Annotated in this window: 14 protein-coding genes and 2 riboswitches; of the genes, 9 read left to right on the forward strand and 5 right to left on the reverse strand. The window is 43.4% G+C overall.

Annotation, left to right across the window (positions count from 1 at the left end):
• Window positions 1-67: 67 nt before the first annotated feature.
• Window positions 68-174, forward strand: a riboswitch (cyclic di-GMP riboswitch).
• Window positions 175-448: 274 nt separating this feature from the next.
• Complete coding sequence (locus ACPUYX_RS15030) at window positions 449-1723, forward strand: sodium:proton antiporter (RefSeq protein ID WP_426380442.1); 1275 nt, start codon at window positions 449-451, stop codon at window positions 1721-1723.
• A gap of 8 nt (window positions 1724-1731) precedes the next feature.
• Here ACPUYX_RS15030 and amrS read toward each other — a convergent pair whose 3' ends face one another.
• Entirely contained in the window at window positions 1732-2685 is a 954-nt protein-coding gene (amrS, locus tag ACPUYX_RS15035) for an AmmeMemoRadiSam system radical SAM enzyme (RefSeq protein WP_426380443.1), read from the reverse strand.
• A complete protein-coding gene (gene amrA, locus ACPUYX_RS15040; protein ID WP_426380444.1) occupies window positions 2678-3940 on the reverse strand; it encodes an AmmeMemoRadiSam system protein A in 1263 nt (420 codons plus the stop codon). Before amrA ends, amrS begins: the two co-directional genes overlap by 8 nt.
• Before the next feature lie 189 nt (window positions 3941-4129).
• Between amrA and ACPUYX_RS15045 the strand changes: the two genes are divergently transcribed.
• Window positions 4130-4510 carry a RidA family protein gene (locus ACPUYX_RS15045; protein ID WP_426380445.1) on the forward strand — a complete coding sequence of 127 codons (381 nt, stop codon included), beginning with the start codon at window positions 4130-4132 and terminating at the stop codon, window positions 4508-4510.
• A 196-nt stretch (window positions 4511-4706) separates the two neighbouring features.
• Window positions 4707-5222: a hypothetical protein gene (locus ACPUYX_RS15050; protein ID WP_426380446.1), complete on the forward strand. Its 516-nt coding sequence runs from the start codon at window positions 4707-4709 to the stop codon at window positions 5220-5222.
• 78 nt (window positions 5223-5300) lie between these two features.
• Here the strand turns inward: ACPUYX_RS15050 and ACPUYX_RS15055 are convergent, their stop codons facing one another.
• The gene (locus ACPUYX_RS15055) at window positions 5301-5729 is read right to left on the reverse strand and encodes a universal stress protein (protein ID WP_426380447.1); all 429 of its coding nucleotides are present in this window, start codon (window positions 5727-5729) and stop codon (window positions 5301-5303) included.
• A gap of 171 nt (window positions 5730-5900) precedes the next feature.
• On the opposite strand from ACPUYX_RS15055, the gene ACPUYX_RS15060 reads away from it, so the two are divergent.
• Entirely contained in the window at window positions 5901-6425 is a 525-nt protein-coding gene (locus ACPUYX_RS15060) for a ferritin (RefSeq protein ID WP_426380448.1), read from the forward strand.
• Window positions 6426-6493: 68 nt separating this feature from the next.
• On the opposite strand, the gene ACPUYX_RS15065 is transcribed toward ACPUYX_RS15060, so the two are convergent.
• Window positions 6494-9901, reverse strand: coding sequence for an EAL domain-containing protein (locus tag ACPUYX_RS15065; protein WP_426380449.1), 3408 nt, complete (start codon window positions 9899-9901; stop codon window positions 6494-6496).
• A gap of 425 nt (window positions 9902-10326) precedes the next feature.
• Between ACPUYX_RS15065 and ACPUYX_RS15070 the strand changes: the two genes are divergently transcribed.
• From ACPUYX_RS15070 to ACPUYX_RS15090, 5 genes are all read left to right on the forward strand, one after another.
• Window positions 10327-10695, forward strand: a complete 369-nt coding sequence (locus tag ACPUYX_RS15070; RefSeq protein ID WP_242976044.1) for an ArsR/SmtB family transcription factor — start codon at window positions 10327-10329, stop codon at window positions 10693-10695.
• 47 nt (window positions 10696-10742) lie between these two features.
• A complete protein-coding gene (locus ACPUYX_RS15075) occupies window positions 10743-14975 on the forward strand; it encodes an acyl-CoA dehydratase activase-related protein (RefSeq protein WP_426380450.1) in 4233 nt (1410 codons plus the stop codon).
• A gap of 76 nt (window positions 14976-15051) precedes the next feature.
• Window positions 15052-15158: riboswitch (SAM riboswitch) on the forward strand.
• Between the two features lie 180 nt (window positions 15159-15338).
• The gene (locus ACPUYX_RS15080; protein WP_426380451.1) at window positions 15339-16628 is read left to right on the forward strand and encodes a homocysteine synthase; all 1290 of its coding nucleotides are present in this window, start codon (window positions 15339-15341) and stop codon (window positions 16626-16628) included.
• A gap of 60 nt (window positions 16629-16688) precedes the next feature.
• Entirely contained in the window at window positions 16689-17612 is a 924-nt protein-coding gene (gene metA / locus ACPUYX_RS15085; protein WP_426380452.1) for a homoserine O-acetyltransferase MetA, read from the forward strand.
• Window positions 17613-17792: 180 nt separating this feature from the next.
• Window positions 17793-19271, forward strand: coding sequence for an amino acid permease (locus tag ACPUYX_RS15090; RefSeq protein WP_426380453.1), 1479 nt, complete (start codon window positions 17793-17795; stop codon window positions 19269-19271).
• A gap of 185 nt (window positions 19272-19456) precedes the next feature.
• On the opposite strand, the gene cooS is transcribed toward ACPUYX_RS15090, so the two are convergent.
• Entirely contained in the window at window positions 19457-21370 is a 1914-nt protein-coding gene (cooS, locus tag ACPUYX_RS15095) for an anaerobic carbon-monoxide dehydrogenase catalytic subunit (protein ID WP_426380454.1), read from the reverse strand.
• Between the last annotated feature and the right edge of the window lie 78 nt (window positions 21371-21448).

Consider the following 21448-nt stretch of genomic DNA (forward strand, 5'->3'; position numbering starts at 1 on the left):
ACGGCAACTTCCAATCCTTGATATATTATTAATGATTAAAATTTTGCGTTAAAAGTGAAAAATTCCATTTCGGTTGGGGTAAACTTCATGAAAGTGAAGGGCGCTAAAGTCATGGATCTAAAGCTTGAAGCTGCTGCTTAGTCAGTATTAAGCTATGATGGCCAGACTACAAGATAGAACTTCTCTGGGGAGAGCAGTACGTGGGACTGCTCTCCCCTTTTATATCTATCTAAGCGAAAAACTCCCCCCTTTTTATACGTGAACAGTACCCCTTACTATTTTCGGTGGGAGAAGAGTATATTCTTCAGCGATCGCATTTGTTATGAGCTATGCGCTTTCGGCAAAAGTGTCCAGAGGACACTTTCGTCATTGAAGTTTCGATGTTCAGTTTTTGCCGAATGAGTTCACTCGCAAGCAACTATTTCAAATAATTATTGGAGGTGTGTAGATGCTTATTTGGATTGCTACAGGTATTTTTTTACTCAGCTATTTATTTATTATTATGGAGAAATTTCCGCGATCCGTTATCGCCGTTTCCGGAGCTGCACTAATGATTATCTTGGGGATTGTCAATCAAGAAAAGGCAGTAGAACACGTTGATTGGAATACTCTGGGATTGCTAATTGGTATGATGCTCATCGTAGATCTTACCCGCAGGTCAGGTGTATTTTCCTTTTTAGCTATCTGGGTCAGCAAAAAAGTAAAAGGAAATCCGATCCTGCTCCTGATTTCCTTGTCACTCCTCACCGGTATATTATCGGCTTTTTTAGATAACGTCACAACAGTCTTGTTAATAGTACCCGTAACCTTATCAATTGCTGATGAGTTAGAGGTTGATCCGATTCCCTTTCTCTTTTGTCAAATTCTTATGAGTAATATCGGCGGTACCGCCACTCTGATCGGAGATCCGCCAAACATTATGATAGCCGGGCAAACGGACCTCAGTTTTATGGATTTTATCCTCAATCTTGCACCAGTGATACTCATTATTATTGCAGTGACTTTGTCCCTTTTTTACTTTGTTTATCGCCAAAAGTTAATCACCGAAGAATCCTTAAAAAGCAAATTAATGCTGCAAAATGAGTGGGATGAGATTAAAGATTTTGCCCTCCTCAAAAAATGTTTAGTCGTTTTAGCCCTTGTTATTTCAGCCTTTTCTTTTCATTCCCTTCTGCATTTAGAGACCGCAACCATTGCCTTAAGCGGAGCTATGCTCCTAATGCTCTGGACCCGTGAAGAGCCTGAAGATATCTTCTTGGCTGTGGAATGGCCGACGCTCTTTTTCTTTGCCGGATTATTTGTACTTGTCGGAGGGCTTGTCGAAACCGGGGTCCTTGATCGTCTGGCACAGTGGAGTATTAGTTTGACAGGGGGGCAACCTCTCTTAACCGCCCTTTTAATCCTCTTTATATCCGCAATCCTCTCTTCATTTCTTGATAATATCCCCTACGTAGCAACCATGATCCCTTTAATCCAAAAATTAGCCCTGCTTAGTCATCTCACGCCGGCTCAGACCCAACCCCTGTGGTGGGCTTTAGCCTTGGGTGCTTGCCTCGGAGGAAACGGCACCTTAGAAGGAGCTTCAGCTAACCTAATCGTGGCTGGAATTGCCGAAAAGAATGGCCTCAAAATTCGTTATATCCAATTCTTAAAAGTTGGTTTCCCCACGATGCTGATCACAATCTTTATTTCAGCCGGATACCTTATACTCCGCTATTATTAATATTAAAGTTAAAATTCGCCAAACAGTTTAAAATTGCATTTCGGACAACATCCGTTACGCAGGCGGCTGACAACCATCGGCTCGCGCTGGATTACAACTTCCCCGCATTTAGGGCAAAAGGTTGTACTGCCTCCACTGACATTTCCAAGATAGACATAGGGGAGTCGTTCCTTGGCAATCTTAAATAATTGTTCTAATGTTGTTGGTTCTGTTGATGGAGTCGATAGCCGGTAGGCCGGGTGATAACGGCTGAGATGCCAGGCAAGAGGAGTATTTAGGTTGTACAGCCATTTTGACAATCTGGTAATCTCCTCAGAATCATCATTAGCTCCGGGAATCACTAAGGTCGTGATTTCCAAATGGACACGCCCAGCTAAACGTTCAACGTTTTCTAAGACCCAGCTTAATTTTCCCCCGCAATAATGTTGATAAAAGGATTCGGAAAAACCTTTAATATCGATGTTGACCGCATCAAGCCAAGGAATCAGTTCCTCGATAAAGCGTCCGGACATTGTACCATTGCTGACAAGAACCACTTTTCCGCCTTGTGCACGTACGAGAGGTGCGGTATCTCGAATCATTTCAAACCACATGCTCGGTTCAGAATACGTAAAACACAATCCCAAGGAATTACGGGCCTGTAGAGCAAGTTCCCCGGGAGTCACTCCTCGTCCCGTTTCGCGTTTCTGGGATATTTCATGGTTTTGACAAAATGAACAACTTAAATTGCAGCCAAAACCTCCCACAGAAAAAATCCAAGAACCAGGATAAAAATGATATAAAGGCTTTTTCTCAATCGGGTCAAGATTCCAGGCGGCCACTTCGCCATAAGTAAGGGAAATAATCTCTCCTCCCTGATTTTCTCGCGTATGGCACCGACCTTTCTGTCCCTCCCTTAGCTGACAATGCTGGGGGCAGAGAAGACAACCTGCAGTAAGAGGTTCTTGATCTGAATTACTCATAATGTCTCACGACCTCGAAGCGCCAAAGATCTACATCTTCCTCTGCCGAAATCCCGGCTTTTTGTTTCGCAATAGCTATTTGATCTGAAACAGTATCAACACCCTCCAAATGAGGAAGCAGAAGCCCGCTTCTCCCGCCTTTTTGCACAACAACGCCATACCGCCAAGGATCTAATACTTCCGGCCCTGAAATCTTCTCCAACTCACCTAAAACGTCAACGGTGAAGGATAAAGTCTCCAATTCTTCAATCTCCACCGGCCAAAAACGCGGGTCTTCTGTTCCCGCCGCCACCGCATTATGCTGAATTTCTAAGGCTAAATTTTTTTGCCAAGGTTGAGTAGTTCCAATACACCCACGCAATTCACCATGTTGTTTCAGGGTTACGAAACATCCTCTGCGCAGAGCAAATTCAGCTTCCCTCGGAAAATCTGTCGGTTTTAGTTCCTCCTGCTTCAAATGGGCTCTCAGGCAGCGCCTTGCCCAATGAGGCAAAGGCGATGAATGATACAAATCAGCTACTAAATAGCCCACACCAAAGGGTCCTTCGTAGGAAAGCACCTCCGGAGCTCCTTCTTTCGCCGCCAGCGCCAACCGCAAACTTCGATAACCACACTCTCCAGCTCTTTCTACAAGACCTGGGGGTAAATCGCTTAGTTTTTTAACGTCACGCTGCAACCCTCTGAATATCGCCTGATCAAACTCCGGCCCAGCAGAATCAAAGCCATAAGGGCCATCCTCTTTTAAGCGATGAGAGAGATCCCCGCTGGCTATAAGAGCAAACCTTCCCTGAACTTTTTCAAGAATTTGGCCAATTTGCTGTCCATACTCTTCGGGGTGTTCTAAAGGCATTCCCACAAGAACAACCTTTCCTTTCCATCCTGCTTCTTGCAGAAAGTAAAGCGGTACCAAGGCTCCATGATCAAGTGGTTCGTTAATAGGGATAACGCCTTTAAGATGTTGTTGGAATTCTGTTGCCAAGTCTTGATCATTGGACCACGAGAAATTCAGCGACCTTACTCCAAACTGAGCAAAATTACCTTGTATACGTTCCTCAGTATGCAATGTTATTCCTTCCTTTGTTAGAGGCGCATGAGGCGATACCAAAATTACGGTCCCGATATCTGTACTGACCACCCGACGTGATATCTCTCGATAAGCGTCGAGAGTTGATTGACACTTATGTTCTTCTCCGCCTCCGATCTCTGGAACGACAATAGGTGGATGAGGAACAAAAATCGAATAAACCAGACCCATATCCGCACTCCTTTCGACTGTGTTCTATCTGCCTATTTTACCCCGGTTCAGAAAGACAATCCAAATAATCGATAACATTTGTGCCATCAGTTGGTGCCAATTTCTTGGTTGGTTAATTCCCAAAAAATCAAGTATACTTAAAGTTAGTGTTTTCCTTTGCCAAGTATTTATTTTAAAGGAGGTAATGTTATGAGCAAACAAACTCTTAATACACCAAATGCACCTGCGGCTATTGGCCCTTATTCCCAAGGAATCAAAGCCGGCAATCTTATTTTCACTTCCGGTCAGCTCCCTCTCAATCCTCAAACAGGGGAATTAGTAGCGGATATTGAAGGGGCAACCAAACAATCTTTAGATAATGTTAAGGCTATCTTGGAATCCTCAGGTTCTTCACTAGGTAAGGTTGTAAAGACCGTTGTTTTCCTCAGAGATATGAACGACTTTGCCGCTATGAACGCTGTATATGCTGCCTATTTCCCGGAGAACCCTCCTGCACGATCCGCTGTGCAAGTTGCCCGACTGCCCAAGGACGCAATCTTGGAAATTGAAGCGATTGCTCTGGCCGAATAACCTATTTAAATCTGTATATCAAACATATCACATCAAAGAAGAGCAAGTGAGCCGGACAAAAAGCCCGGACTCCTTGCTCTTTACTATCATTAAAAAACATTTTCTCAGTTAGGCCCTAAATATTAACTATTTTTCCATATAATTCATATCATGTATTGTGAAAAAACATCCGCAGATTTTAAAGGGGGTTTTGCCCATGGCTTCATTTATCGGGCAAAGGGGATTTTCCCCGACACAACAAATGACATTCCCCTCACCTAATCAGACACAAAACTTTACTTCAAGCAAACAACAACGACCGGGACAAATTCCCTTCCAGGGAACTGCTCCCAACCCCGCTGCCCCATCTCTCATTAAACCTGAAATGTCCGCAAAACAAGAGAATGTCAAACCTTTCCCATCGTTACAGCAAAACTCTCACCTAGTCGAAGAACAGACTTCATCTTCCATCTCCAAAACACCAGATCTTTGGCAGCAACAAGCAGGAATTCTCCTGAAACAATATGGTCCTTCTCTTATAAAACAATATGGCCCGCCTCTGGCTCGTCAGATCGGATTACCTCTTCTCCGAAACTTCGGACCTCCTTTGGCCAAAAATGTTGGCATACCACTCGCTCAGCGTCTAGGTTCTCCCTTTGTACGCAGACTAGTTATACCTCTCGCCAAAAAGGCCGGATTTGCAGTCATTCGCCGCCTCGGATTTCCTTTTTAATCACGTCAGCAATTTCCATCCCCTTCCTCAAATCGCCGCAACGATTAGGGAGGGGATGAATTGCGTTATGGTATCCGTCTATTTAACAATAAGAACCGGACACTTAACTCGCTGTAAGACACCTTGACTGACACTTCCCAGCATTGAACCCGCTAGAGGGCCATAGCCATGACTGCCCATAACAACCAAATCGATTTCTTCACGTTCTGTTTCAGAAGCTATCCGAGCAGCAGGATGCCCCTCAATTTTTTTCCTGGTAATTTTTACGCCATCAACATCCATTCCTTCGAGAGTAGTATCTAAAACTAACTCTCCTCCCTCTTCAAGTTGTTCCGGAGGAATAATTAAATTGGCTGCGATACTGTATCCCCAATAGGCTTCAGGAACATAGGTTATGAAAAGCAGCTCAATTTCAGAGTGGAAGGTTCTAGCAAGATCTAAAGCCATTTTAAAGGCACGCCGAGAATACTCAGATGCATCCGTGGGCACTAATATTTTATTAAACATAATAGCATAGCTCCCCCCTCACAAGATCTAGAATTCTTAACGTCTCCATTAATTCATTCTTCTTTAAGAAGAATTATAACACTTCTGAATTTAATTGCAGGATTTTTTACTTATATGTAGAAGAATTCTAAAAAAGGAAATCATCTAATAACAGAAAGGACGATTATTATCATGCAAAAGGAAACCATGATTCAGGCCATAAATGGCCAACTTAATAAAGAACTTTTTTCTGGTTACTTATATCTTGCCATGCAAGCATATTTTTCATCCCAGAATCTCGACGGTTTTGCTACTTACTTTCGTGTTCAAGTTCAAGAAGAACGTGATCATGCTTTAGGCTTCTTCAATTATCTCAATAAGATTGGCGGGAAGATCACACTAATTGAAATTGCAAAACCTCAAACCGATTTTTCCAGTCCCCAAGAAGTATTTGAGGTCGCTTTAAGCCATGAACAGTTTGTGACCCAATCAATCTATTCCCTAATGGACATTGCCCGAGAAAATAAAGATCATACCACTGAAATCTTTCTTCAATGGTATATTACAGAGCAAACCGAAGAAGAGGAAAACATGGGGCGTGTTTTAAAGAAATTGAAACTTATCAAAGAAGACGGGGCCGGGCTTTTTATGATTGACAACGAGCTCTCGCAAAGAGTGTATACCCCTGCGGTTATCCCCGGAATAACACTTTTATAACGTACGGCCCGTCTTAGTTTCACTCTAGTCCTTAAAAAATAATTTCATGAAAAAGAACCGGATCTATGCTAATCGGCACTGTCTGGGAACTGAGTTAATTCCGTTATATCAAGGTTAAAGAATCGTTCAGCCTCTTCCGCCGAAACAGGTTTAGCCAGCAAATATCCCTGAACCTCGTCACAGTCTTTCCTATGAAGAAAATCTAACTGATCAAGACGTTCTACTCCTTCGGCGATGACCTTGAGTCCTAAATTCTTAGCTAATTGTATAATTGTCAGAACTATGGCTTGCCTATCCAGATGTTCCATCAAAGAAGAAATAAACGAGCGGTCAATTTTCAAAGCATCCAGAGAAAAACGGCTTAGATAACTCAAGGATGAAAATCCTGTTCCAAAATCGTCGATGGAAAGCCGAATGCCCATTGCTTTCATTTTTCGAAGAATTTCCGAGCTTAAGTCCACGTTTTCCATACTTAAAGTTTCAGTAATCTCTAATTCCAGCCATTGGGCCTCCAAGCCAGTAGTCTCAATAATCCGGGAAATTTTCTCAACAAGGTCCTTCTGACGAAATTGACGCGCAGAAAGATTAACCGCCATGCTCACCGGAGGATAGCCTAAATCCTGCCAATATTTATTTTGTATACAGGCAGACTGTAAAACCCATTCTCCTAACGGCAAGATAAGACCGCTTTCTTCGGCGATTGCAATAAATTTGCTTGGAGGCAGGAGACCTCTATGAGGATGCTGCCAACGTACCAACGCTTCAAACCCACAAATCTGCCCATCCTTTAGATTAAATTGAGGCTGATATTCCAGAATGAATTCCCCTTTTTGCAAAGCACGACGCATTTCATTTTGCAGTTTTAATCGTTCCGACAAACGTTGGTTAAGAGCTTCCGTATAAAAATGATAGTGATTGCGGCCTTCAGCTTTAACTTGATACATTGCCATATCGGCATGTTGGATCAATACTTCCGGATCTTCACCATCGACAGGATAAAGAGCAATACCTAAACTCGCTGTAATATAAGTCTCTTGATCGCCAATCTGAAATGGAGCATTTAGAACCTTCAGCAATTTCCGAGCAATTTGAGCAGCTTGTTGTTCTGAAGAGAGCTCAGACAATAAAATGATAAATTCGTCCCCGCCTTGTCTGGCAACTGTATCATCAGGCCGCAAGGCATTTTTAAGACGCTCGGCGATCTGACAAAGCAAAGCATCACCTTGCGCATGCCCGAAGGTGTCGTTAACAAGTTTAAAGTCGTCCATATCCAGAAAAAAGACGGCAACTTGTTCTTGTCGACGGCAGGCCTGTAATATAGCCAAGTCCAAGCGATCTTTAAACAATAAACGATTGGGCAGATCCGTTAAAGCATCATGATTTGTCTGATAAGATAAGCGATAAAGCAGGGCCCTTTTCTCAGTGACATCGTGAAAGACTAAGACCGCTCCAATCATTGTTTCCTCCCGATCACGCATGGGAGTTACTGAAATTTTAATATGAAAGGTCTGGTGACCAAGTCGATGTTTTAAAATTGCGGGATTTGACAACGTGACCGCTTTGCGTTCCCGCAAGCACTGATATAGAGGCTGGACTAAGGGAAGTTCCGTACTTCCATGATAAATATCAAATACCTGCTCAATGCATAAACTAACAGCATCCTTATAGGCCCAGCCAGTCATCGTTTCTGCGACGGGATTGAGGTAGGTGATTTTCCCCCCCACATCTGTGGTAATCACACCATCTCCGATGGAAGCCAAAGTTACTTGGGCGCGCTCCTTTTCCTGCCAAAGTGCCTTTTCATTAAGTATACGCTGGGTCACATCATCATAGAGCAAGACAATGTCACCTGTCGCTAGTCTATAAATAACCCCTTCACTCCACCCAGAACATCGTTGGTTTTTGTAATAAACAGCTGGAAAATGCCTCTTCTCTCCGGTACGATACACTTGAAGAACAAGATCCCAGACACCTAATTTTTTGGCCATCGGAAGGACTTCGTCAAGGCATGCGCCAATCCCTTGTTGTCTGGAGATATTTTCTATTTTTTCCGCCGCCCGGTTGAGAGCTGTGCAAATAAAATCTTCTCCCTGGTTAACAGGCTTAAAAACTATTACTGCACTGCTCATTGTTTCAAACATATCGCGGTACTGTTCTTCTTGACGCAGCAGAGCATTCTGAATCGATAAGCGATCACTGATATCTTGCTTTACCACGATAAAATGAGTTATTCGCCCGTCGTCATCGATGACAGGCGTAATGGTCATTTCCTCGTTATAACAAGTTCCATCGGCTCGACGATTAATTAACTCTCCATGCCAGGTTCTTCCTTCCAGAATGGTTCGCCATAAATTCTGATAGAACGCCTTATCCTGGTATCCTGAAGAAATTAACGTCATAGTTTTTCCCAGAGTGTCATTGAGGGAGTACCCGGATAATCTGGTAAAAGCGGGATTAGCCCAAAGTATTTCTCCCGCTCGATTAGTGATAATAATAGAACTTGCCGCTGCAACAAGAGCCTTATTTTGGAGTTGAAGTTGGCCCTGATTTTCCGAAGTCCAGAGCACTAATGCCAGTTGATCGGCAAGAGATTGGACAAGGTTAACCTTAGAAGGATTGAAAAATTCCTCACTTGGGGCATACAAAATCAAAACGCCTAAGGTTTTCCCTTTTGTTATTAAAGGGAAGATAGCTTCCGACCGAATGGAAAGCTTCGAGTATATTGGCCACCAGGGGTAATAACGCGAATTCTGCCAAACATCATGGATTTGAGGCTTACGGGTTCGTATCGCTTCGTCAAATCCGTAAGAATCTTTATGGTTATTATTCCATAACATTTGTATTTTAGAAGAAAGGCCCCCCAGATCTGCTTGTGCCACTAAAGTTAGAGAACTTTTTCTTCCTTTCAGGCCAATAATTGCTAACGGATACCCTAAAGTATTCACTAATTCATTGCAAGGGTATTGTAAAATATCATTTAACGAACGTTCTTCCAATAAACGCTTTGTAATTTCATAAAGGATTCTTTCCCTGCACTCCGTGTATTGAATCTGGGTAATGTTGCTGAGAGTCGTTAAAACCCGGGCCGAGGACTTATAATCTCCGGGCAGAACAAGACTGCGAATACTCAGCCAGCATGGATATGGATTAAACCGATGGAGAATCCTGATCTCCCCTATTTGCTCCGAAGACTGAAGGACAGTCTTACGAGCATGTTCCCGCCATATTAGAAGCTGTCCATCTTCATAAGCCCATTCTGTGGGATTTATTATATAGTCATCAGATTTTAATTCACTTAAGCTTGCAGCCAATAATTCTTCGGCGGCTGGGTTTGCATTGAGAATAATCCCACTTTCGTCTTGAAGTAAAACTCCCTCTCTAACGGCAGCAAAGATAGTCTCAAATAACGACACTTTTTCGGCTAGAGCAGACGTCATGTCCTGATATTGAAGCTCACTTTCTATAAACGTATTCATATGATACCTCCACAACGAAAGGCCTTTTGAGGTTTATGGGTTTCCGATTTTATCCGACAGTCGTAGCTGAATTATATACATTATTCGACATAAATTGACCTACACCTTTCAATAGTTTAAATTTTTCAAAGATCTCTGCCAATTTTTCTTTTATATTGACACTAACCATTAATTCATCAATTCCATCCCCAACAAATCTTCTGACGATTTGTGAACAGTCTGTATCAAGACTGCCCTAGCTTACATAAAAAGTAGTATGAGGGAGTCCTATAATCTTGAAATCTGCATAATAAAGCTAATAAGGAGATATCCATATACTTCTAAAAATTGTTTGCTTTACAATATCAATCAACAAAAAATATTTACAAACATTCAAGCAATCATTATAATGTTTATGAAGTAAACTAAATAAGGGGGAATACCTATTGAACCGTATAACCCACCAAAACTTCTGCAGTCTGGATTGTCACATTCCCCCTCACCGGTCAAAGGAATTGTCTCACTCGCTTGCGCAAATGGAAGGCGTAACACCTATTTTTAAGGCCCTTGCCGATGAAACGCGGGTAAAAATTATTTATGCCTTACTCCAAGAGCCAAATCTTTGCGTTTGCGATCTTGCCCAGATTACAGATTTAACGGTCTCAGGAGCCTCTCACCATTTACGCTTGCTTAAAAACTTGGGACTTGCTCGATCTCATAAAGAGGGCAAACTCGTGCGCTATTGTATCCATGATGAGCACGTTAAAATCATCTTAGAAGAAGCGCTCAACCATTGTAACCACCTCCCAAGATAACCACCTTTGGAAATAATTTGGCATAATACGTCAAGTGGAGGATGAAAATGAGTAGAGTTTTAAATATCGGATTAGACGTAGGTTCTACAACAGTAAAACTTGTCGTGCTTGATAACAATCGAACGATAGTCTACAAAAACTATTTAAGGCATTTTTCCAATATTCGCAATACCGTTGTTATGATGCTTGAGGATGCCAAAGCAATTCTCCAAGGACATGCCCTAACCTTAATGGTTACCGGTTCGGGAGGATATAACATTTCTCAAACATTAGATGTTCCCTTTATCCAGGAAGTCATGGCATGCTCCAACGCCATAAAACTGGTTATTCCCAAGACTGATGCTGCCATAGAACTAGGTGGTGAAGATGCTAAGGTCACTTATTTTGGTGATTCTCTTGAACAACGAATGAACGGAACCTGTGCCGGAGGAACCGGAGCTTTTATCGATCAGATGGCCTCATTGCTGCAAACAGATGCTCTGGGTTTAAATGAGTTAGCTAAAAACTACAAAACTATTTATCCTATTGCTTCACGCTGTGGAGTATTTGCTAAAACTGATATTCAACCCTTGCTTAATGAGGGGGCTGCTAAAGAGGATATTGCCGTTTCTGTTTTCCAAGCTGTTGTTAATCAAACCATTAGCGGTTTGGCTCAAGGACGTCCGATTACGGGTAACGTGGCTTTTTTAGGCGGTCCTTTATTTTTCCTTTCGGAACTTAGAAAGCGTTTTATTGAAACATTGCATTTAGATGACCAAAGTATTATTTTTCCCGATGACTCTCAATACTTCGTGGCCATCGGTGCTGCCCTTTCATCACGAAATCAACAGCCTTTTACTCAAGAGTGTTTATATGAACGAGCGCCGATGATCTATAAAATAAACAATGACGAAAATGCGGAGTTAAATCCCCTCTTCAAAGATGCTGAAGAGTATGAGGCTTTCAAGAAAAGACACGCAGAGAATAAAGTCAAACGAGTAGATTTAGAGACTTATCAAGGAAATGCTTACCTGGGTATCGATGCCGGCTCAACAACTACTAAACTAGCTTTGATTGATGAACAGGGAGGCTTGCTTTATTCCTTCTATGACAGTAATCAAGGAAACCCTCTCGAATCAACCGCTAATGCTTTAAAAAACCTTTATCAAAAACTGAATCCGAATATTAAAATTCTTAATTCGGCTGTTACCGGCTATGGGGAACATCTCATTAAAGCAGCTCTAAAAGTCGACATCGGAGAAATTGAAACAGTAGCCCATTATGCAGCTGCGAATTTTTTCCTTCCCGGCGTTGATTTCGTTTTGGATATCGGTGGACAAGATATGAAAAGCCTGGTTATCCGTAATGGAGTTATTGAATCCATCACTTTAAATGAAGCTTGTTCATCGGGATGCGGCTCGTTTGTGGAGACCTTTGCCCAATCTCTGAATATGAGTGTCCAAGAATTTGCTCAGATCGGCCAAGAATCCAAGCATCCGGTCGACCTTGGCACACGGTGTACTGTCTTCATGAACTCCAAGGTTAAGCAAGTTCAGAAGGAAGGCGCCGAGGTTAGCGATATTTCGGCCGGTATCTCGATTTCTGTAATAAAAAATGCCCTTTTCAAGGTCATCCGCTTGCGAAACGCTGATGAACTTGGACAAAAGATCGTTGTCCAAGGGGGAACATTCTATAATGATACGGTCCTGAGAGCCCTTGAACAACTCGTAAATCGTGAGGTCGTACGGCCTGATATTGCCGGGATAATGGGTGCTTTCGGCGCTGCGCTGATTGCCAAAGATCGCTTCGAGACCAGCTATCAGACAACTCTCCTGCCCCTCGACGAACTTCAAGAACTCTCTTCAGAGACCTCCATGAAACGATGCGGCCTGTGTGGAAATAACTGCTTAGTTACAATTCGACGTTTTTCCAACGGCAATGAATTTTTCTCCGGGAATCGCTGTGAACGTGGTGAAGGCAAAACTATTACAAAATCCGAAATTCCGAACCTCTTCACTTATAAATACAAGCGAGTATTTAACTATGTCCCCTTAGTGCCTGAGAAGGCTGTTCGAGGCACCATTGGCATTCCCAGAGTCTTAAATATTTATGAAGATTACCCCTTCTGGTTTACCTTTTTTACTGAATTAAAGTATCGAGTTATTCTTTCCGGTCGATCTTCGAAACCGCTCTACGAACAAGGTATGGATACAATACCTTCCGAATCGGCCTGTTATCCGGCAAAACTTGCCCATGGTCATCTTGCCGATTTAGTGAAAAAAGGGATAACTAAAATTTTTTATCCTTGTATACCCTACAACCGTCAAGAAGACCCTTCATCAAATAATCATTATAATTGTCCTATCGTTACTTCTTATCCGGAAACCATTAATGCCAACATGGACATCCTAAGAAGCTCAGCGATAACGTTTTATCATCCGTTTTTGCCTATTGATAATCCACGCAGAATGGGTAAGCGTTTAATTGAAGAGTTAGCGCCGGAAGGAATTCCAAGCCAGGAAATCCTTAAAGCGATGGGAAAAGCCTATGCGGAATTAGAGAGTTATAAAAAGGACTCCCGCCAAAAGGGAGAAGAAGCCCTTCAATATATTAAAGACCATCAAATAAAGGGGATCGTTTTAGGGGGAAGGCCCTATCATCTTGATCCTGAAATTAATCACGGAATTCCGGAGATGATTCAATCCTACGGGTTTGCGGTCTTATCCGAGGACTGCATCAGTCATCTTAATCAGGTTGAACGACCTTTGCGGATTGTCGACCAGTGGGTATACCATACAAGGCTTTACGCCGCGGCTAGCTATGTTGCCCAACAGAGCTCTCTGGAGCTGATCCAGTTAAACTCTTTCGGCTGCGGTTTAGATGCAGTCACTACGGACCAAGTTAAAGAAATTCTCGAAGCTTACGGCAAGATTTATACCGTCATCAAAATTGACGAAATTAATAATTTAGGGGCTGCCCGAATTCGTGTGCGTTCTTTAATCGCTGCTATCAAGGAACGTGACAAACGTCAGGTAACCCCAGAAAAGTTAATCATAAGACATCCGCGCGTTATTTTTACTAAGGAAATGAAAAAAGCTCATACTCTCTTAGTCCCCCAAATGTCTCCCATTCACTTTCAGTTTTTTCAAACCGGCTTTGAAGTGGCAGGCTATACTATAGAAATTTTACCTTCTGTAGATAAAGCCGCCATTGATGAAGGCTTAAAATACGTGCATAATGACGCTTGCTATCCGGCTATTATTGTCGTTGGACAAATCATGAAGGCCTTAAATTCCGGCAAGTATGATTTAGACAACACCTCGGTAATAATTTCCCAAACCGGCGGAGGATGCCGGGCGACCAACTATATTGCCTTTATCCGCAAGGCCTTGGCAGACGCCCATATGGGACATGTACCCGTTGTTGCTTTAAATACGGGAAATTCATCAAGCTTAGAGCAAAACCCAGGCTTTAAAATTACACTTCCGATTTTTAAAAGAGTAATGCAGGGATTGATCTATGGAGATCTCCTGATGCGAGTTCTTTATCGAGTGCGCCCTTACGAACAAGAACCAAGCTCAGCCAATCGCTTATACGATTCATGGGTGAAGCGTTGTCAAGAATCATTAAAGACAGGTAATACCAAAGAATACGAGAAGAACATTCGGCAAATTGTCAAGGACTTTGACGCTCTCCCTATTCATGAAGATTGGGTCAAACCTAAAGTTGGCGTCGTTGGTGAAATTCTTGTCAAATTTCACCCCACCGCTAATAACAACATTGTCGAACTGCTTGAGTCTGAAGGCGCTGAGGCAGTTGTACCTGACCTTGCGGACTTTCTTCTATACGGAGCTTTTGATAATCGTATTAAATATAAACAGCTGTCTGGTAGCTTTTGGGGAATGGTATCCGGCAACTTCTCTATCGGTCGGATTGAAGCCTATCGACGAGAAATGAAAAAAGCCCTCAATGCCAGTAAACGATTTACGGCTCCCAAACCTATCGAAGAAATTGCCAAGTATGCTTCAAACCATCTTTCCCTTGCCAATCAATCGGGAGAAGGCTGGTTTCTAACCGGAGAAATGGTTGAACTGATTCGCAGCGGAGTCAATAATATCGTGTGTTTGCAGCCCTTTGCCTGCTTACCAAACCATATTACAGGCAAAGGTATGGTTCGTGAACTCCGCCGCTCTTATCCGGCGGCCAACATTGCACCCATCGACTACGATCCCGGAGCCAGCGAGGTCAATCAACTTAATCGGATTAAGCTCATGCTGTCCGTGGCCATGGAAAATATTTAAATTATTTTTGACTTGACAGGGACCATAGTTTGTTTTATATTAGCTATATTATCTTGAAACCAAGTTAATATTGATTCTCTTATCAAGAGTGGCGGAGGGACTGGCCCTATGATGCCCGGCAACCGATAGTCTAAGCTATGAGGTGCCAATTCCAGCAGAACCTTAGGTTCTGAGAGATGAGAGCAGCGTGTTAAATACCTAACGATTGCTTCTCTGAAGCGATCGTTTTTTTATTATCAGCTGACCTAACCTCTCCTAATAACCGGATTTAAACCCGCGGTAAACAAAATCTTAACAATTACATTTTACTGACAGTCAGTTCACTAAAAGTAACTGTCTGCTAAGAAAAGGAGAGAAATTACAATGACTGAAAAACACCAATTTGGATTTGAAACACTTTCTTTACATGGAGGACAAAACCCCGACTCTGCTACCAATTCGCGTGCCGTTCCAATCTACCAAACCTCCTCCTTTGTTTTCAATGACACAGAACACGCTGCCAACCTCTTTTCCCTTAAAGAACCCGGCAACATCTATTCCCGAATCATGAATCCCACTCAGGATGTTTTCGAGCAGCGCCTTGCCCTCCTCGAAGGAGGCGTTGGTGCCCTGGCCACAGCCTCCGGGCAAGCAGCCATTATGTATGCTATCCTAACCATTGCTCAAGCCGGAGATGAGATTGTCGCTTCAGGCTCGCTTTACGGCGGAACTTACACTTTGTTTGCCTATACTTTGGCTAAATTAGGGATTAAAACTCATTTCGTCAACGGTGATAATCCGGAAGAATTCCGCTCTAAAATTACAGACCGAACCAGGGCTTTATATACTGAAACGATTGGCAATCCCCAAATTAATGTTGCCGATTTGTCTGAATTAGCCCGTATCGCTCATGAAAAGAATCTTCCTCTCATTGTCGACAATACCTTTGCCTCTCCTTATTTATGCCGGCCTATTGAACACGGTGCAGATATTGTTGTTCATTCGGCTACTAAGTTTATCGGCGGGCACGGGACTTCCATCGGTGGAATCCTAGTTGATTCCGGCAACTTTAACTGGAGTAACGGTAAATTTCCTGGATTAAGCGAACCTGACCCCAGCTACCATGGAATTGTTTATACGGAAGCCTGCGGCAAAGCCGCCTATATTACCAAGGCCCGGGTGTCTCTCTTGCGTGACACCGGAGCGGCCTTATCCCCTTTCAACTCCTTCTTGTTTTTGCAAGGCTTAGAAACTCTTCCCCTTCGTATGGAAAGACATATTGAAAACGCCCAAAGAGTGGCGGAATTTTTGCACAACCATCAATTTGTCTCTTGGGTGAATTATCCCAGCCTGACAAACAGCCCTTATTATACTCTTGCTCAAAAGTATTTACCCAAAGGTGCGGGTTCGATCTTCACCTTCGGAGTTAAAGGCGGACTTCAGGAAGGTGAAACCTTCATCAATCATCTGCAGCTATTCTCCCATTTAGCTAACGTCGGAGATGCTAAATCCCTTGTCATCCACCCTGCAAGTACGACTCATCAACAACTTGATGAGGCATCCCAACGCGCCGCTGGAATCTCCCCGGATATGATCCGCCTCTCCATTGGTCTGGAAACGATTGATGACCTCCTCTCTGATTTGGACCAGGCTCTTAAGGCCAGTCAGAATTAATTCGAACAAGCATTACACTGCAAAATCATTGTCTTCACTGTTGAAACGGAGGTTTAGTCGATGCCCATTAAAATACCGGAACATTTACCGGCTATGGAAATACTTAATCGAGAAAATATTTTCGTTATGGGGAACGAGCGTGCTTTTCACCAAGATATTCGCCCCTTAAAAATTGTGATCCTCAATCTTATGCCCCGCAAAGAAACCACAGAAACTCAACTCTTAAGACTGCTCGGGAATTCTCCCTTGCAAGTTGAAATTATCCTCCTGCGAATTGAGAGCCATCATTCTAAAAACACCTCTCAAGAACACCTGGATTCTTTTTATAAAAGTTTCACTGATATAAAAAGCCATAACTATGACGGCATGATTATAACAGGGGCACCGGTAGAACACTTGGAGTTCGAAGACGTTACCTACTGGAAGGACCTGCAGGAAATTATGGATTGGACAACGACTCACGTCACTTCCACGTTTCATATCTGCTGGGGAGCGCAGGCCGGATTGTATCACCATTATGGTATCCCGAAATACCCTTTGCCGGAGAAAATGTTCGGTATCTTTAAACACGATGTCAAGAGGAACAGCTTGAACGGTATGCAGCTCCTGCGGGGATTTGATGACGAATTCTATGTTCCTCACTCCCGTCATACAGAAACCAAATGCAGTGACCTTGCTGAACATTCCGAACTGGAGATTTTATCTAAGTCCAGCGCAGCAGGCGTTTATATTGTTGTTTCCAAAGATAGACGTCAAGTCTTTGTCACCGGTCATTCTGAGTATGATACCTTAACCCTTAAAGAAGAATATGACCGTGATTTTGTCAAAGGTCTGCCGATAGCACTTCCCAAGAACTACTTTCCTGACGATGATCCCACAAAACTCCCTGTTCACAAATGGCGCTCACATACAAATTTACTATTCCAGAACTGGTTGAATTATTACGTCTACCAAGAAACGCCCTATGATCTTGGTGGTCGTTAAGAAGGAACAGCCGATCTTAAAGCACACCCCAACTATTGGATATCCAGCAGTTGGGGTGTGCTTTTTCATAAAATGCGATGGTCTAACACTGCTGAAACTGCCTCTGGATAGGAACAAATCCGCATGCATATACTGAAAAGGTCAAATCACGAACAATATATAGGAAAGGAAGCAACAAATTTGACTTCGGTACAGAACAAATCTTCCAAAATGTCGGCATTTTCCTTAACCATGTTAGCTATCGGGAGTATTATCGGCGCAGGAATGTTTCTGGGAGTCGGCTTGACGATCAAACTCTCCGGTCCATCCATTATCCTTGCTTATGCCCTCATGGGAATTTTAATGTATTTTAACTTATCCTTTTTAGCCGAGCTTTCTTTGCTTGACCCGGAAAAAGGTTCATTTCAAACTTATGCTGCCAAGGCCTTTGGACCAGGAGTTGGGTTTGTTATCGGCTGGCTCTACTGGATCTCCGGAATCTTGGTCATGTCTAGTGAGGCTACTGCCGCGGCCATCTTTAGTGCTCTTTGGTTACCCGGAATTCCCCTTTGGGCCTTCATGCTCATTTATTCAGTTGTTCTGACGGTGGTCAATCTTGCTGATCCGCGCGGGTTTGGTAAATTAGAATCAGGCCTGGCCATCATTAAAGTCATTGCCCTTATCGGCTTTATTCTCTTGGGGATTGGCCTTGCCTTTTTCCCTCTTTTCGGTACTGCTCCGGGTTGGCATAACATCAGCAACACTCCCTTTTTTGCCCAAGGTTTGTCTGGCTTCGCAGGTTCTCTTTTACTTGTATTTTATGCCTATTCGGGAACTTCAGTGGTGGGGTTAGCTATCTCAGAATCTTCCGACCCTGAAAAAACGGTCCCCAAGGTAGTTCTCTCTACCTCAGGGATAGTAACTTCCTTCTATGTTATTTCTGTCCTGTTCCTGCTTTTGCTCCACCCCTGGACAACCTATAATGCCAGTACGAGCCCCTATGTCAGCGCTTTGCTGCCTTACAAAATTCCTATCGTCCAATCTCTTATGAACTTCGTCATTTTAACCGCCACTTTATCGGCAATGAGTGCCAGCATGTATGGAACATCGCGGATGTTAAATGCTCTGGCCCAGCAAAAAGAAGCGCCGAATTTTTTTAACAAGGTCACACCAAAGGCAGTTCCAAGACGTGCTCTGCTGTTCACAAACACCTTTCTTGTTGCCATAGCCTTCCTCTCCTATATTATTCCTAACAAAATCTACTTGCTGGTAACTGGGGCCAGCGGCCTGCTCTCACTCGTTAATGTCTTAACCATTAGTCTTGCCCATTGGCGCTTACGTCCAAAACTGCTCGAAAAACGGCATGGCCATAAAACCCATGTCCTCGGTTACCCAACAAGCAATTTTATTGTAACAGCAATTTTTGTAGGTGTTTTCTTCTCAGCTTTTGCAATTCCTGACCAAAGGGCTTCCTTCTTTTTAGGGCTTGGCCTGATCGCTGTTACAGCAGGCGTTTATTTTTTAGTCCGCCACAAGCTCGGAGCAAAATCTGAAGGGCCAAAAAATATGGCAGAGCACCATACCCCAACTTCAGAGAATAGTCTACATACCCTAAAACATTTGGCTCAGGAAACAGAAAAACGAATATCCGAAGGATTAAGACCTAAGAATAGATCCTAATGGTCTTCATTGCATTCCCACTTTTGCTTGCCTTACATGAAAGAAAGGCGTTTTCACTTCACTATACACTATGATAGTGACGTGAGAACGCCTTAACTATTTACAAACATTTTGGGCTTTTATGGTTAAGTTTTCGACCCCTTCATTCCGCAAGCACTTTGAATATCATTTTAATTGTTGGGGAACTAACTCAAGCCTAACCCTTTTCGCTTGCTTATAATATGGGCTTCAATGTTATTGGCAACTTCCACAGGATCATCACCAAGAGCGATCTTTCCTCCCGTTAACCCTTCCACATCTTGAGTCAAGAGCTTCACTAGTTGAGGGGCCCCAGTCACAAAAGGAGTCGGGGACAGGTGAGTATATGTGCCATAAGCTACGGCAAAAACCCCGTCAATGGTAGCCTTTTGTTCCATCCACTCAGGGGCGGTTACAGCAATTGGTAATTGCGGCACATCTACGTCAAGATGATCCGCCAAGGCCGTTACCAACATGGAAATTCTGCCTGTATCGGTACAGGTTCCGAAGCTTAAAACAGGCGGTATCTTTAAGGAACCGCATACTTCTCCTAACCCTTTACCGGCCATCTTCACTGCATCAAGATTGCAAAGCCCCGCTACTTCCAGGGCATGATTGCCGCAGCCACCTGCAACAACCAAAATATCCCGTTTTATCAATTCTTTAGTTAGGTTCACCGTATTCCAATCCTGGGGACCATTGCGCAGCGTTGAACAGTTGGCTAAAGCAACAACCCCTTTGATCTTCCCGGCAGCTATCACATCGACAAGCGGATCAAGCTTATTGCCTAAAGCTCCCAAAACGGCTTCCGTCGAAAATCCTGCGATAGCCTTTTGGGTGATCTTGGGAACCTTGGCGATAATCTTCCCATGACGTTTTTTAAAGTTTTCAATCCCCAAATTAATCAATTGGTCTGCCATACTCTCGACTTCATTGGGATGATACGGAATTTTATGCTCAAGCCCCGGTACCCCGATAATCGTGCTGACACTGACAAGGGTAACCTGATATTTTTCCGCATACATGTCAATAGCCGGTGGAGAGCAGTTTTCTTCCATAGCCATGACATCAACAGTACCCGTCGCCAGAAGAGGCTCTATTGCCAGCCAATTCCCCATTAAGCCTACAAAAACGTCATCAACCGGGAACCTTTGGAGCAACTCCTGGCCTGTTTCGATAGAACCCACAACTCTCAGGCCTTTTGCTCCGGCCGCTTTGGCCTTGGCTTGAATCTCCGGCAGCTTGGCCTTTTGGATGGTTGCTGCTCCCGCCCAGGGCTGATGACCATTAAAAACGATATTGACATACTCAGGGTCCATTATTCCCAGATCAACATTGACCTCATGAGGCTGGGGCGTGCCAAAGAGAATATCTTGAACCATTTCCAGCCCAATCTGGGAATTATAGATAGTAGATAACCCAAGTCTCAAAGCTTTTAGCGCCAGTGACGCATAATCTCCGTCAACATTCGTTAGACAACTCGCCACGCAGTTCTGTTCCTCATGAACGGTTCCCGCCGGATAGATATGTAGATCTCTCCAAACCTGTTTCCTTTTCTTCGGTGCAAAGGCTTCAACCATAAGGTTTGGTTCTTCCGTGCCAATATTCATCTGATGGTTAAGCAGGTCAGCCAATTGAATAGCCAGCTGATTAACGTCTTGATTGACATTAATGCCAAGAGTCTGACACATCCACTTTAGCTTATTGGCGTCAGTTATTTTAAAAGGGGTTTTACCTTCCCCGGTGGCCCGAAGAGTGCGAAAGGCCTCATAAGCATGGTGACTGTAGGTCCCTGCACCCATGATATTTTGCAGCAGTAATTTTCTCATAGCCATGGCATCCGGACCGATTCCGCATACGCCTTTGTCCTGACCGCTCTTTTCACTGATCCGGCAAGGTCCATTGGAACACTGCTGACAGCTAAGCCCCTGCAGGCAGAAATTACAGCGGATTTTCTCCTGTTTAGCCCAACGGTCAAAAACGTTGGACATCCCGTCTTCTCGAATTCGGGGCAGCATCTCCTCAACGGAATCGTGATAACTTACCCGTCCTTCAGATCTCTCTAAGATTGTCTCAGTCATTATCTATCCTCCTTTTTAATTGTTATACAAAGTTTGCTCATCAAAATACCTAAATATGTACATGCTAGAAGATAAACT

The sequence above is a fragment of the Desulfosporosinus sp. SYSU MS00001 genome, from assembly GCF_049943955.1.
Taxonomy (GTDB): Bacteria; Bacillota; Desulfitobacteriia; order Desulfitobacteriales; family Desulfitobacteriaceae; genus Desulfosporosinus.